At 72.3% G+C, this 14,742-nt stretch carries 10 protein-coding genes; 8 read left to right on the forward strand and 2 right to left on the reverse strand.

Annotation, left to right across the window (positions count from 1 at the left end):
* The first annotated feature begins 127 nt into the window (after nt 1–127).
* The 4 genes from AB0M43_RS24500 to AB0M43_RS24515 all read left to right on the forward strand — a co-directional run bounded on the left by AB0M43_RS24500 (nt 128) and on the right by AB0M43_RS24515 (nt 7,277).
* The gene (locus AB0M43_RS24500; RefSeq protein WP_363728100.1) at nt 128–2,740 is read left to right on the forward strand and encodes a fibronectin type III domain-containing protein; all 2,613 of its coding nucleotides are present in this window, start codon (nt 128–130) and stop codon (nt 2,738–2,740) included.
* Between the two features lie 73 nt (nt 2,741–2,813).
* Complete coding sequence (locus tag AB0M43_RS24505; RefSeq protein WP_363728101.1) at nt 2,814–3,800, forward strand: MoxR family ATPase; 987 nt, start codon at nt 2,814–2,816, stop codon at nt 3,798–3,800.
* Between the two features lie 37 nt (nt 3,801–3,837).
* Nucleotides 3,838–4,974 carry a DUF58 domain-containing protein gene (locus AB0M43_RS24510; RefSeq protein ID WP_363728102.1) on the forward strand — a complete coding sequence of 379 codons (1,137 nt, stop codon included), beginning with the start codon at nt 3,838–3,840 and terminating at the stop codon, nt 4,972–4,974.
* Entirely contained in the window at nt 4,968–7,277 is a 2,310-nt protein-coding gene (locus tag AB0M43_RS24515; protein WP_363728103.1) for a transglutaminase domain-containing protein, read from the forward strand. Before AB0M43_RS24510 ends, AB0M43_RS24515 begins: the two co-directional genes overlap by 7 nt.
* A 105-nt stretch (nt 7,278–7,382) precedes the next feature.
* Here the strand turns inward: AB0M43_RS24515 and AB0M43_RS24520 are convergent, their stop codons facing one another.
* Entirely contained in the window at nt 7,383–9,446 is a 2,064-nt protein-coding gene (locus AB0M43_RS24520) for a protein kinase (protein ID WP_363728104.1), read from the reverse strand.
* 156 nt (nt 9,447–9,602) lie between these two features.
* Between AB0M43_RS24520 and ettA the strand changes: the two genes are divergently transcribed.
* From ettA to AB0M43_RS24540, 4 genes are all read left to right on the forward strand, one after another.
* The gene (gene ettA, locus AB0M43_RS24525; RefSeq protein WP_363728105.1) at nt 9,603–11,279 is read left to right on the forward strand and encodes an energy-dependent translational throttle protein EttA; all 1,677 of its coding nucleotides are present in this window, start codon (nt 9,603–9,605) and stop codon (nt 11,277–11,279) included.
* Entirely contained in the window at nt 11,272–11,667 is a 396-nt protein-coding gene (locus AB0M43_RS24530; RefSeq protein ID WP_363728106.1) for a thioesterase family protein, read from the forward strand. Before ettA ends, AB0M43_RS24530 begins: the two co-directional genes overlap by 8 nt.
* The gene (locus tag AB0M43_RS24535; protein ID WP_363728107.1) at nt 11,664–12,320 is read left to right on the forward strand and encodes a hypothetical protein; all 657 of its coding nucleotides are present in this window, start codon (nt 11,664–11,666) and stop codon (nt 12,318–12,320) included. Before AB0M43_RS24530 ends, AB0M43_RS24535 begins: the two co-directional genes overlap by 4 nt.
* A gap of 231 nt (nt 12,321–12,551) precedes the next feature.
* The gene (locus AB0M43_RS24540) at nt 12,552–13,073 is read left to right on the forward strand and encodes a YbjN domain-containing protein (protein ID WP_363728108.1); all 522 of its coding nucleotides are present in this window, start codon (nt 12,552–12,554) and stop codon (nt 13,071–13,073) included.
* Between the two features lie 176 nt (nt 13,074–13,249).
* Here AB0M43_RS24540 and AB0M43_RS24545 read toward each other — a convergent pair whose 3' ends face one another.
* Complete coding sequence (locus AB0M43_RS24545; RefSeq protein WP_363728109.1) at nt 13,250–14,668, reverse strand: M1 family metallopeptidase; 1,419 nt, start codon at nt 14,666–14,668, stop codon at nt 13,250–13,252.
* Nucleotides 14,669–14,742 lie beyond the last annotated feature (74 nt).

Raw genomic sequence — 14,742 nt, forward strand, 5'->3', positions numbered from 1 at the left:
TCGAGGTTCCGGTCCGCGAAGTAATGCCTGATGAAAGGCGTCACATCGCGTCCCGTCGATGACCTTGACGGAGGACTTATGATGACGACGGTTCGGGGCCGAGATGGTGACGGAGGACCGCGGGGGCATGACGCGCACAAAGGGAAAGAACCGTAGGTCAGGGGTGGTGGTCACCCTGACGGTGACGGTGGCCATGCTGGCCGCCGTGGCCCTGACGGTGCTCGGCCTGGGCATCGCCGACAAGGCCGTCGCCGTCTACGACGCCAGCTCCTGGGTGTGGAGCTCCAAGAAGGGCGAGCTCGGCCGGGTCAACGGCGTCAAGGGCACCGTCGACACCCGGACCAAGGTCAAGGACTCCGAGGGCCACAATGTCCAGGTCACGCAGAGCGACCGTTACCTGATCATCCGTGACCTGGAGACCGGAAAGATCAGCTCGCTGGACCTGACCACCCTCCAGGTGACGGCCACGATGGACGCGCCCACCGGCGTCGGGATCACCCTCGCGCTGCACGGCGACGTCGCGTTCGTCATCGACAGCGTCCAGGGCGCGGTGCGCCAGGTCGACCCGCTGACCCTCAACCCCAACGGCCAGCCGCTCCGGTTCCCGGTCGGGCTGCGCAGCGGCGGGTTCGACGTGGACGGCCGGCTGTGGCTCGCGGTGCCCAGCGAGGGCACCGTCGTCTCGGTGCGGTCCGCGAAGAAGGGCTCCGACCCGACCGTCGAGCGCACCGTCGCCGCCACCGACCCCCGGCACGACATCTCACTGTCCGTCCTGGACAAGGGCGTCGCCGTCCTCGACCAGACCGCCGCCGCGCTGGTCACGATCCGCGACGACCTCGTCCGCACCATCAAGATCCCGATGCGCGGCCCGGGCGCGGTGTCCGACCGCACCAGCGGCAGCGACATCCCGGTCACGGTCTCCGACGACCGGCACATCTACGTCGTCCGGTCCGGGACGGTCCGCGAGTTCGAGGTCAAGGCCGACCAGGGCCGCGCCCTGGAACCCGCCGTCGCGTGGGCCGGCTGGTTCTACGTGGCCGACAGGCTCGGCGACCTGATCTACGTGCTCGACGGCGACGGCAACCAGGTCGACCGGCTCGCGATCAAGTCCGGTGGCGGCGGCGTCGACCTCGACGTCCGCGAGGGCCACCTCTTCATCAATCCGCCGGCGGGCGGCGAGGCCACCGTCATCGACGACAAGCACAAGCCGACCACGGTGCCGAAGTTCCCGAACACCGTGCCCGGTGGCGACCCGCCGCCGCCCCCGCCTCCGCCGCCCCCGCCGCCGCCACCTCCCGTGCCGGTCCCCGAGAAGCCGGGCGCGCCGGCCACCGTGAGCGCGCTCGCCGGCAACGCGGAGGCCCGGGTCAGCTGGGGCCCCGCGAAGGAGAACCTGTCCCCGATCGTGAAGTACGTGATCGAGGGCGGTCCCAAGCCGATCGAGGTCGGCGGCAGCCAGCAGACCACCACGGTCACCGGGCTCACCAACGGCACGACCTACACGTTCCAGGTGTACGCGGTGAACGGCATCGGGGCGGGCGCGAAGCGCGCGTCGAACCCGGTCACCCCGTCCTCGCAGACCCCGGACCCGCCGGCCAGCGTGACCGCCCAGGAGAACAAGGACGGCACGGTCAAGGTGACCTGGCCCGCGGCGAACGGCCAGGGCCACAAGATCGTGCAGTACCAGGTGACGGGGTACGCGGCGGGAGGCGCCACCGTGGACCTCGGCAAGGCGCCCGGCACCGAGCTGACCGTGCCGGACAAGAAGCTGAAGTACGGCACGCAGTACAGCTTCAAGGTCGTCGCGCTCAACGACGTGGGCGGGGCCAGCAAGGAGTCGACGCAGAGCAACACGGTCACGCCGTACAACAGGCCGGCCGCCGTGACGAACCTCAACGTGGCGACCGACACCGCCAAGGCCGGCGCCGTCAAGGTGAGCTGGACGGCGGCGGTGGCCAACGGCCGCAAGATCGACAAGTACGTGGTGACGGCCAACGGCGACTCCCGGGACGTCACGGGCACGGCGGCCGACCTGACCGGCTTCGGCGAGGGCGAGGCCGTCCGGGTGACCGTGCACGCGGTGAACCTGGCCGGCGACGGCCCCAACGCCGCCGGCACCGCCACGACGATCAAGCGCCCCGCGATCACCGGCGGCGCCGTGACCGGCAACATCAGCTCGGCGAGCGTCTCGTTCTCGGTGAACCCCGGCGGCGCGACCACCACCTGCCGGATCGACTTCAGCGGCCCGAACGGCGCGACCACCAAGTCGGGCAGCTGCAACAGCTTCTCCGTCGGCGGCCTGTTCGCGGGCGCCGGCTACACCTTCACCGTGCACGCGGCCAACGCGGTCGGCGAGGTCACCTGGGCCGGCAGCGTCAACACCGACACCGTCAACGGCTCGATCTGCGGCGGTACGAGCTGCTCCAAGGTCGAGATCCGGGTCGACCCCTGCTACCCGAACCCGGCGGGCGGCGCCGGCAACGGCTGCTCCACCCACGGCGGGTATAGCGACAACGTGTCGGCCGGCTTCCGTGGCAACATGAACGCCGGCGCGGGGCTGAACATCTTCTGCCAGCTCGACTCGGGGCAGGCGATCACGAACCAGGGCGGGACGAGGAGTTCCGTCTGGGTCAAGATCCGCAACGCGCCGAGGGGCGAGGGCTTCCTGCCCTGGGTCTGGTCCGGCACGGGTGGCAACATCCGCGACGGCCTGGCCAGCTGCGGCGCCAAGCCGAACTGATCACGCGCCGCGCGGGCGCGCCCAGCACCCCGCGCGGCGAGAACAACCGCACCACCTTCAAGGAGCAACTGACGTGACCGCGCCCCATCCCCTGACCCCGGCCGAGACGCAGGGCTACGCCAGCGTGTTCGCCCGCCTCGCCGACAATGTCGGCTCGGTGGTGCTCGGCAAGCCCGAGGTGGTGCGCCTGGCGCTCACCGCGCTGTTCGCCGAGGGCCACGTCCTGCTGGAGGACGTGCCGGGCGTCGGCAAGACGACCCTGGCCAGGGCCATCGCGGCGTCGGTGCGCGGCAAGTGGCGGCGGATCCAGTTCACCCCCGACCTGCTGCCCTCCGACGTGTCCGGCGTGACGATCTTCAACCAGGCGAGCCGGGAGTTCGAGTTCCACCCGGGCCCGGTGTTCGCGAACATCGTGATCGCCGACGAGATCAACCGGGCGTCGCCGAAGACCCAGTCCGCGCTGCTGGAGGTCATGGAGGAGCGCTACGTCACGGTGGACGGCGTCCGGCACCCGGTGCCCCGGCCGTTCCTCGTCGTCGCCACCCAGAACCCGGTCGAGATGGACGGCACCTACCGGCTCCCGGAGGCGCAGCTCGACCGGTTCCTGATGAAACTCTCCGTGGGGTACCCGAGCGAGGAGGTCGAGATGGAGGTCGTCCGGGGCGGGGCCGCCGGCCGCTCTCCCGACTACCTCCAGCCGGTCACCGACACCGACACGGTCGCCCAGCTGGCCCGCCTCGCCCAGCGGGTGTACGTGGCCGAGGCCCTCTACGCCTACTCCGTCCAGCTCGCCTCCGCGACCCGCAAGCACGCCCAGGTCCGGGTCGGTGTCAGTCCCCGTGGCGTGATCGCCCTGGTCCGCGCCGCCCAGGCGTTCGCGCTGTCCGACGGCCGGGCCTACCTGCTGCCCGAGGACATCAAGGCCCTGGTCGAGGCGGTCTTCGCCCACCGCCTGCTGCTCAGCCCGGACGCGCAGCTGCGCGGCGTGACCGCCACCGCCGTCCTGGGCGAGGTCATCGAGGCCGTGCCCGTGCCGCAGCCGGCCGGGGTCACCCAGTGACGTCCCGCACCGCCGCCCGGCCGGGGTGGCGCTGACGATGCGGGTCACCGCCCGCGGCTGGGCGCTGGTCGGCGCCGGGCCGGTACTGCTGCTGTCCGGCTTCCTCTTCGGGTACCCGGAACTGGCCGTCCTCGGCGTCGTCGCGCTCGCCGCGTTCGTCGTCGCGCTCGGCATCGTGAGCCTGCGGGCCGCGCTGACCGTCGGCCGGCACCTCGACCCCGACCGGGTCACCCGGGGCGAGCCGAGCACCGTGCACCTGACCATCCGCAACGACAACCGGTTCCGGGGCATGACCGTGATCGCGACGGACCGCTGCGGGCCGGCGGGCATCCCCGTCCCGCTGCTGCGGCTGCGCCGGGGCCACGAGACCCAGACGGTGTACCAGGTGCCGACCTCCCGCCGGGGCGTCGTCGACGTCGGGCCGCTGCGCATCGTGCGGACCGACCCGCTGGGCCTGGCCGAGGTCGCGCGCTCCTACGGCGCCACCGGCCGGGTCTGGGTGCACCCCGTGGCGCACCCGATCCGCGCGGTGCCGGCCGGGATCGCGCGCAGCCTCGACGGCCGGGTCGACAAGGTCCCGCACGGGCACGTCACGTTCGACAACCTGCGCGAGTACGTGGTGGGCGACGACCTGCGCAGCGTGCACTGGCGCACCTCCGCCCGGGTCGGCGAACTGATGGTCCGCGAACACACCGACACCAGCCTGCCCGTGATGGTGGTCGTGCTCGACGACCGGGCCGACGCGCACACCCCGGAGTCGTTCGAGGAGGCCTGTGAGGCGGCCGCGTCGATCGTCATCGCGGCGCTGCGCGAGGGGCTGCACGTGCGGCTGCGTACCGTGAGCGGGGCGGAGATCTCGGGCACCCAGGGCCGCAACGTGTTCCTGGACCTGCTGGCCGAGGCCACCCTGGGCGCCGCCGAGGCCGACCTGACCCCGGCCGCGGACCGGCTGCGGATCGGCCGGCTGGGCGACACCCTGATCTTCCTGACCGGGCCGGGCGGCGTCGAGGACGTGCGCCAGGTGGCGGCCCTGCGGGCGCAGTACCCGGTGATCGTGGTCGGTCTGATCGGCGCGCCCGACGCGACGCCCACGGCGGCCCCCGGCCTGCTGGTGCTGGCGGCGGCGGACGCCTCGGAATTCACAGTCGCATGGGACGGAGTCGGACGATGGTGACGAGACTGGCGCGCGGCGCGCTCCCGGTCGTCATCCTCCTGGCGCTGACCGGGCTCGCCGGACTGGCCGGGGCCCGGGTCTACGCCGAGGGGCCGATGCTCGGGCTGCTGCTGGGCGCGGCGGCCGGCTCGATCCTGCTGAGCACCCTGCTGCGGCCGGCGCCGAGCTGGCTGGTCGCGCCGGTGTCGATGCTGGCCCTCGGCGGGTACACGCTGCTGGCGGTCAAGCTGACCATGCGCGCCGACGCGGACATGACGCTGCTCTCCGCGTTCCTGGACGCGGCCCGCAACGCCATGCCCCGGCTGCTCACGGCGGCGGTGCCGGTCGAGGCCGCCCCGGACACGGTCCTCGTGCCGATCGTGGCGCTGTGGACCGCCGGGCTGCTCGGCGCGGAACTCGCCGGGCGCGGCGGCCGGCTGCTGTTCGGCGCGCTGCCGCCCACCGTGGCCTACGCGGCGGCCCTGGTCCTCGCCGGCCCGAACGCGCAACCGGCCCTGTGGCAGCCCCTGACCTACGCGGCGGTGTGCGCGGTGGGCCTGGCTCTGACCGCCCGGCAGCGGACCACCGCCCCCGTCGTCGGCGGCGACCAGCCGACCGCCCCGAAGGACCGGGTGTTCCAGCTCCGGGCCGTCGGCGGCGCGGCGGCCGGGCTCGCGGCGATGCTCGCGGTGGCCGTCGCGGGCGGTCCGCTGGTGTTCGGCGGCGTCGACAGGGAACCGCACGACCCCCGCACGGCCGTCGTCCCGCCCCGCGAGGACGCGCTGGACGCCAACCCGCTGATCCGGATCTCCGGCTGGGCCGCGCAGCCCACCCAGCACCTGCTCGACGCGGAACTGCCCGGGGACATGCCGATCCGGCTGGCCGTGCTCAGCGAGTACGACGGCGTGACCTGGAAGGTCGGCGCGGACTACCGCAACGCCGGCAAGGTGCTGCCCAGCGTCACCGGGCCGGCCACGACGGGCAAGTCCAGCGTGGTGAAGCAGAGCTACACGGTCGCCGAACTCGACGGCGGCCTGGTGCCGGCGGTGAGCACCCCGAACCGTATCGACAACCTGCGGGTCGCGTTCGACAGCCGCAGCGGCACCCTGTTCAAGACGGACGGGCTCGGGCCGGGGCAGAAGTACCAGGTGCAGTCGGTGTACACCAAGCCCGACGTGAACCTGCTCTCCGTGTCCGACGTGCCGAGCGGCGAGGCGTACGCGCGCTACCTCAGCGTCGGCTCCACCCTGCCGACGGACCTGGTCAACATGGCCAACCACATCACGGAGAACAACCCGGGCGCGTACGCGAAGGCCTACGCGTTGCAGGGCTTCCTCGCCGAGCACTACAAGTACAACGCCACCGCCGCGAGCGGGCACGCGATGCCCAACCTGCAGTTCTTCCTCACCAAGACGGTGGCCGAGGGCGGTCGGCAGGGCACGTCGGAGCAGTTCGCGGCGGCGTACGCGGTGCTCGGCCGGATGATGGGGCTGCCGACCCGGGTGGTCGTCGGCTTCAAGGGCCGGGCCGGCAAGCATCCGGTCCTCGCCTCCGACGCGACCGCCTGGCCCGAGGTGCTGTTCACCGGGGTCGGCTGGGTGTCGTTCGACCCGATGCCCCAGGACCAGAACACCAAGCCGCTGGAGGACGACTACACCCCGCCGCCACCCACTAAGACGCCCTCGGTGCCGCCCTCGCAGGTCACCCAGTCGCCACTGGCCTCGACCGCCGGCGCCCCGGACGGCTTCGCGACCGCCAAGGACCCGATCCTGACCGCGCCGGTGCTGCTGATGTCCACGGGAGTGCTGCTGCTCGGGCTGATGCTGTTCGGCGCGCTGGTCGTGGGGCTGCTGCGCCGGTCGCGGAGCGGCCGGAGACTGCGGTCCGGTTCCCCGCCCGAACGGGTACTCGGCGCGTGGCTGGAGGTGCGCGACGCGATCCGGTTGGCCGGGCACACCCCGCCGCCGCACCTGACCGCCAGCGAGATCGCGCTGTACGGCTCCCTGATCCCGGCCCGCCGCAGGTCCGTGGGGCACGGCACCCCGCTGCCGTCGCTGGACCAGCTCGCCGAACTCGTCAACGTGGTCGGGTTCGCGCCCGGGCTGGTGGGGGAGTCGGAGGCGCGGTTCGCCGTGGAGCAGTCGCAGGGGTACACCCGGGCGCTGCGGAACCGCCGGTCGCTGCTGTACCGGCTCGCGTGGTCGCTGAGCGTCCGGCCGTTGCTGTGGAAGCCGAGCCGGCCGGTGGTGGCGGAGCCGGGGCTGACGTCGGTGGGGCCGCCCGGGCGTAAGACGGGCTCCGGGGCCGACGGGCTCCTGGCCTGACCGGGCCTGACCAGCTCTGTGGCCGACGGTCCGTGCCTGACCAGCTGCGTGCATGGCGCGCTCAGGGTCGCCCCGGCGGCCCACCGTCCGGACCGGCCCCGCCGCTCAGCCCCTGGTGGCCGACGGGGACTTCGTAGCCGAGGGCGCCTTGGTCGGAGCCTTCGACGCGCCCGCACTCGGCAGCACCCGCTTCGTGCACACCTCCCCGGCCGGGGCGATGTTCGCGCCCGGGTACACCGCGGCGACGACGAAGCAGTAGTCGTAGTTGGCGTTCAGGCCGCCCTTGAACTCGTGCGTCGCGACCCCCGCCTCCAGCACCACCGGCTGGAGGGCGGGCGCGGTGTCCCCGACCCGGTGGCTGGTGATCGTGGTCGGCGCGCGACCGCCCGAGTTGTCCACCCAGCTGATCACGATCGAGCTGCCGTCGGGGCTGTCCTTGAGCGTCACGTTGGTCGGCGCGCCCTGCTTGGTCACGCCGATCGTGCCGGTGGCGTCGGGGACCGACTTGTCGGTGGTGGTGCCGCCGGAGTTCAGGGCGACGATGCCGCCGACGATGAGCACGATCAGGACGATGGCCGCCGCGCTCAGGCCGACGATCAGCCGGTTGGAGCCGGGGGGTGTCGGCTGCTGGTAGACCATCGGGCTGACGGGCACCGGCGGGTACGCCCCGGGCGGCGCGGACACCGGCTGCGGCGAGTACGGCTGGGCCGAGACGGGCTGCCCGGAGACCGGGGCCGGGCTGAACGGCGCGGGGCTGAACGGCGCCGGCTCGGCGTACCCGGAAGGCTGGTGGGTCGGGGCGGCCGGCTGCGGCGCGAAACCCGACGGTGAGCCCGACGGCGCGGGCGCGAACGGCGGCTGCGGGGCGAACGGCGACCGGGGCGCGGGGGCCTCGGGGGCGCTCGGCGCGCGGAACACCCCGGGCGGCCCGCTGACCGGCGGGGACGAGATCGGGGCGACCGGCGCGTTCAGCGGCGCGGCGGTGAACCCGGTCGGCCCGGACGTCTTCTTGCCCTCGGTCTCGGGGGCGTCGTTGTGCGGCGCGACGGCCGGCGAGGCGACGTCGCTCCCGGCGAGGGTGGTGTTCTGCTGCTGCCACTCCGGGACGGGGTCCCAGGTCTTCCTGGGCGGCCCGCCGGTGTTCTCGCCGGGGGCGGGCCACATCGGCCACTCGGTGTGCCCACCGGCCTGCACGGGCGGCCCCGGCTGCCCGGTGACGGGCGCGACCGCACCCGTGGCCTGCGGCGGCGCGAACGGCGACGCGGGCGGCGCGAACCCGGTGCTCGCCGCGGTGTTCGCCACCGCGATCGACGACGCGTTCGTGGCGGCCGAGGTCGTGGCGTTCATCCCGTAGGAGTGCCGGCGCAGCGCCTCCGCGAACGCCATCGCCGACGTGTGCCGCTCGGCCGGGTTCTTGGCCATCGCCCGGGTGAGCTCCTCGTGCAGCCACTCGGGGACGTCGTCGCGGGGCACGCGCGGCACCGGCTGGTTGAGCACCCGGTCCCGGAAGGCCATCGGGTCGTTGCTGGCGTTGGGGTCGGCGAACGGCGGCCGGCCGGCGAGCAGGTTCCACATCGTGGAGGCGAGGCTGTACAGGTCGGAGGAGCCGCTCTGCGCGCCCAGCATGAACGCCTCGGGGGAGGCGTGGTGCGGGGTGAGCTTGCCCATGGTCATGGTGCCGGCGAGCGCGTCGGGGGCCCGGGCGATGCCGAAGTCGGCGAGCGCCGGCCCGAACTGGGAGCGCAGGATGTTCGGCGGCTTGACGTCGCGGTGCACGATCCCGGCCTGGTGGGCGGCGTGCAGGGCCTCGCCGATCTTCATGCCGACCTCGAGCACCTCGGGCACCGTCAGCGGGCCGCGCTGCTTGAGGATCTGCGCGTAGGAGCCGCCCTCGCAGTACTCCATGACGATGTAGGGGTTGCCGTCGGCGGTGTTGCCCGTGTCGATGATGCTGACGATGTGCGGCTGGCTGGACAGCGCGACGGTGGTGGCCAGTTCCTGGTCGACGGTGGCCTGGGTGGTCATGACGTCGTCGATGAGGAGCACCTTGACGGCGACCATGCGGTTGAGGCGGGCCTGGGTGGCCCGGAACACCAACGCCGTGCTGCCGTTGGCGATCAACTGCAGGTCTGAGTAGCCGGGAAGGACCGGGATCATCGGGCTGGACACGTGCCCATTGTGCTAGTCCCCGGCAAGGTTCGGTAGCACGGTCCGATCACGGGCACCTTTGCGAGGTTTGTCCTGGTCCTCAGGCCGGGGAGCAGCCGTTATCCGGAGCGTGGAAAGATTGATGGCAAACCCATGACTCTCGGAGGCAGTGGCACTGTGGCGCAGTACATCTTCACGCTCGAAAAGGCGCGCAAGGCGCATGGTGACAAGGTCGTCCTCGACGACGTCACGCTGAGCTTCCTGCCCGGGGCCAAGATCGGTGTCGTCGGGCCCAACGGAGCCGGTAAGTCCACCCTGCTCAAGATCATGGCGGGTACGGAGCAGGTCAGCAACGGCGAGGCCAGGCTGATGCCGGGCTACACGGTCGGCATGCTGGCCCAGGAGCCGAAGCTCAACGAGGAGAAGACGGTCCTCGAGAACATCGAGGAGGCCGTCTCGGAGACCAAGGCGAAGCTCGCCCGGTTCAACGAGATCGCCGAGCTGATGGCCACCGACTACTCCGACGAGCTGATGGAGGAGATGGGCGCCCTGCAGGAGGAGCTCGACCACGCCAACGCGTGGGACATCGACTCCGTGCTCGACCAGGCCATGGACGCGCTGCGCTGCCCGCCCGGCGACGCCGAGGTCGGCCCGCTGTCCGGTGGTGAGCGCCGCCGGGTGGCCCTGTGCAAGCTGCTGCTGGAGGCCCCCGACCTGCTGCTGCTCGACGAGCCCACCAACCACCTGGACGCCGAGAGCGTGCTGTGGCTGGAGCAGCACCTCGCCGCCTACGCCGGCACCGTCATCGCCATCACGCACGACCGGTACTTCCTCGACCACCTCGCCGACTGGATCCTGGAGCTCGACCGGGGCCGGACGTACCCGTACGAGGGCAACTACTCCACCTATCTGGAGAAGAAGGCCCAGCGGCTCGTGGCGGCCGGCCGCAAGGACCAGAAGATGCAGAAGCGCCTCACCGAGGAGCTCGAGTGGGTCCGCTCCAACGCCAAGGCCCGCCAGACCAAGTCCAAGGCCCGGCTCGACCGGTACGAGGAGATGGCCAACGAGGCCGACAAGACCCGCAAGCTCGACTTCGAGGAGATCCAGATCCCGCCGGGCCCGCGCCTGGGCAACGTGGTGATCGAGGCGAAGGACCTGGTCAAGGGCTTCGGCGACCGGACCCTGATCGAGAACCTCAGCTTCTCCCTGCCGCGCAACGGCATCATCGGCATCATCGGCCCGAACGGCGTGGGTAAGACCACCCTGTTCAAGACGATCGTCGGGCTGGAGCAGCCGACGGCCGGTTCCGTGAAGGTCGGCGACACGGTCTCGCTGTCCTACGTCGACCAGAACCGGTCCGGCCTCGACGGCGACAAGACGCTGTGGGAGGTCGTGTCCGACGGGCTCGACCACATGATGGTCGGCAAGGTCGAGATGCCGTCCCGGGCGTACGTGGCCGCGTTCGGCTTCAAGGGCCCGGACCAGCAGAAGCCGACCAAGGTGCTCTCCGGCGGCGAGCGCAACCGGCTCAACCTGGCGCTGACCCTCAAGCAGGGCGGCAACGTGCTGCTGCTCGACGAGCCGACGAACGACCTGGACGTCGAGACCCTGTCCTCCCTGGAGAACGCGCTGCTGGAGTTCCCGGGCTGCGCCGTGGTCATCTCCCACGACCGGATGTTCCTGGACCGGATCGCCACGCACATCCTCGCCTGGGAGGGCGACGACGAGAACGAGGCGAAGTGGTTCTGGTTCGAGGGCAACTTCGAGTCCTACGAGAAGAACAAGATCGACCGGCTCGGGGCTGACGCCGCCCGGCCGCACCGGGTCACGCACCGCAAGCTGACGCGTGACTAGGCATCTGTACGAGTGCCCGCTGCGCTGGTCCGACATGGACGCGTACGGGCACGTGAACAACGCGCGCTTCCTCACCCTGTACGAGGAGGCGCGCGTCGCCATGTTCTTCGTCGACGTGCCGCTGCCGGAACTCAAGGACGGCGTCGTCGTGGCCCGGCACGAGATCGACTACCTGTTGCCGGTCGGCCACGAGGCCAAGGTGCGGATCGAGACGTGGATCGAGGAGATCCGCAACAGCTCGTTCGTCGTGGCCTACGAGCTGTTCGCGGACGGGAAGCTGGCGAGCCGGGCGAAGACGGTGCTGGTGCCGTTCAACCTGGCGCACCAGGTGCCGCGCCGGGTGACGGCCGTGGAGAAGGCGTTCCTGGAGAAGTGGCGGGAGTCGTGAGCGACCTGGGCGCGTTCTGTGCCCGGGTCGCCCGGTTCGACCCCGCGACCCTGGTGCGGCTCAGTGGGGGCGCGGTGTGGGCGCGGCTGCCGTTCGACGTGCTGGTCACCCGACCGATCGCCGGCCCCGCCCCGGCCGGCCCCGCAGAGGCCGGCCCCACGCAGGCCGGCCCCGCGCCGACTGAGCCTGCGGAGGCCGACCCCGCCCCGGCGGGACCCGGGCCCACGAAGGGAGCCACCGACGTCACCTACCGCGTCGACGAACTCCTCGCCGACCTCTCCGGCACCCCACCCCTCCGCGACACGGAATGGCGCGGCGCCCTCCCCCTGGCGGCCGGCCGCACCCTGGAGGAGATCCCCGCCGCCGAGCTGCGCGGGATCGCCGAGGCCGCCGCCGCCACCCTGAGGGCCGCCCCGCCGACCCTCGGCGAGCGCCGGGTCCGTGACGCGCTCCTCGACCATGTCGCGATCACGGTCACCGCCGACGACGGCGAGTCCGCCGAGATCCCGCTCCGGCTGGTGCTCGGGCTGACCCGGATGGGTTTCCTTGGCGAGACCCCCGTGGCGGTCCGCCGCAGCGGCGGGTGGACGGGGCTCGTGGGGGAGTTCGGCGCCGCGTGGTACCGGCCGGCACTCAGTTTTCTCACCATCTGAGCGGTCACGGTCCGCCAGCGCTCCGTCGCGGATGTGGATCACGCTGCGGCCGAACGGACCATTCGGGACAACCCGAAAGTACTAGTCGGGTACTTGTCCGATCGGGCCCCACCGAATGTCCGAAATGATACGTACGGTGGAGAAGGTCATGCAGATTCGGGGGCTGACAGCCCCAGGTTTGTCCGGGTAGCGTCGGGGCGGCATGAACCGTCCCGATGTTAGGAGTGAGTCATGGCGTGGTGGCGCTGGGGTCACGACAACCCGCACCGCGAAGAGCCGGAGACCGAAGGTGGCCTCCGCCTCCAGCTGCCCCGGCAGCGTCGCGGGACAGGGGCGGTCGGCCCGGTCACCATGGAGCGGATCGGAGCCTCGCTGACCCGGCAGGAGATCCGGCACCTCACCGACGCCGACGGCGCGCTCCTCGCGCTCTGGGAGCGGCACGCGGTCCTGTTCACCCTGGAGGGCCCCGACGACGAGATCCTCGTCGTGCGGGCCCGCGCGCACGCCACCACCCCGCAGGAGTGGTCCGAGCGGGCGTATGCGGCGGCCAACGAGTGGAACCACGCGCGCCGCTTCATGAAGGCCTACGTCGGCGACCCGACGGAGCGCGGCGGCCTGCCGTTCTACGCGGAGATGCAGGTGCCGTTCCTCGCGGGCGCGCACGACGAGCTGATCGACGAGCTGATCGACTGCGCGGCCGCCGTGGCCGCCACCTACGTCGACTGGCTGCACTCGGACGCGGGCGTCCTCTAGAACCTCTTTTTCTGGGTACGCGTCCCCGCGCCCCCGACCCCAACGGCTCCCGGCAGGTGTCCCCGCCGGGAGCCGTCCCGTAGCGCCCCACTGTCCGGCGCACCCTCGTCGGGCCGAGCCCCACCGGCCGGCGCACCCTCAGCGGGCCGCGCACCCCCGCCGGGCCCGAGCCCCCGTCACGGGGTCGTCGGTGAGTCCAGCCACTTGTCGATCAGCGCCGTCAGGTCCCGCCCGGTGTGCCGGTTCACGAACGCGGTGAACGACGCCCGGTCCTGGTTGGTGTTGCGGTGCTGCCCGGTCCAGTCCCTGGCCAGCGCCCAGAACGCCTCGTCGCCGACCAGCTTGCGGATCTCGTGCAACAGCAGGGCCGGGCACATGTACACGTTGCCCTCGGCGAAGTTCCCCGGCTTCGGGTTGCCGGGCGGCCCCGCGAGGGTGCGCAGCTCCTGGTCCCGGGCGCGGGTGTCCTTCGCCCACCCGGCGATGTCGGTGTGCGAGCGCTCGGCCTCCCAGACCCGCTGGAGGTACGTCGCCCAGCCCTCGTTCAGCCACACGTGCTGCCAGGTGGTCGGCGTGACGCTGTTGCCGAACCAGTGGTGCGCGTACTCGTGCAGCAGGACCCCCTCCAGCGCCGCGATCGGGGTCCTCGCGCCCAGGGTGACCATCTGCTGGGTCTCCATCCCGGACCGGGACTCGACGAGGACCACCCCGGCGGTGGGGAACGGGTACGGGCCGAGGCGTTGTTCCAGCCAGGCGATCAGGGTGGGCGACCGTTGCAGGAAGGGCAGGCGTTCGGCGTCGCCGGTCGGGGTCCAGTAGGTCATGGGCAGGCCGCCGGGGCCGGTACCCGTCGTCTTCTGGAACTTTCCGACGGCCAGCGTGGTCAGGTAGCTCGCGACGGGGTCGGCGGACGTGTAGCGGTAGGTGTCGCCCTCGACCGGCAGGGGGGTGCCGCTGGCGACGCCGGCCCAGCCCGGGGGCACGGTGACCGCGATGTCGTAGAGGGCCTTGTCGGAGGGCGTGTCGTTCGCGGGGTACCAGGTGAACGCGCCGTACGGCTCCTGCATCGTCCACAGGGCGCCGTCGGAGGCGATGGTGAGGCCCAGGGGCCCCGAGTCGGCCCGGTGCGAGGGCATGGGGGTGGTGACCGGGGTGCCCCGGTAGCGCACGACGAGGGTGGCGCGCTGGTCGGCGGCCAGGGTGCCGGGCACGGTGAGCTTGTCGGCGGCGAGCGTGCCGGTGCGGGGCGCGCCGTCGAGCGTGACCCTGTCGAGGGCGTAGGCGGCGGAGAAGTCCAGGGCCACGGCGTCCAGGGCGCGGACGGCGCGGAGCGTGAGGGTCGCCGTACCCGTCAAGGTCCTCGTGGTCGGGGACCAGGCGAGGTCCAGGCGGTAACGCAGCACGTCGATGCCTGGATTGCCCCGGTTGGGATAGATCGGGTCGGCGACCGGGGCCGACAGGCCGGCCGAGTCGGGCGCCGGGCTGGTCGGGACGACGCGCGGCGGGTCGGTCCGGACCGGGCTGGGCGTGACGGCTGTGCATCCGGCGGCGAGCAGCGCCGAGCTGACGGCGATGGCGATGGATGGACGACGCATGCCGCGACCCTACTTTCGCAAGGTCGCGGCAGCGTCACACCCCGGTGCCGAAGCGGGACGCGGCGCCCGGTCGG

It is taken from the genome of Longispora sp. NPDC051575, assembly GCF_040681875.1.
GTDB lineage: Bacteria > Actinomycetota > Actinomycetes > Mycobacteriales > Micromonosporaceae > Longispora.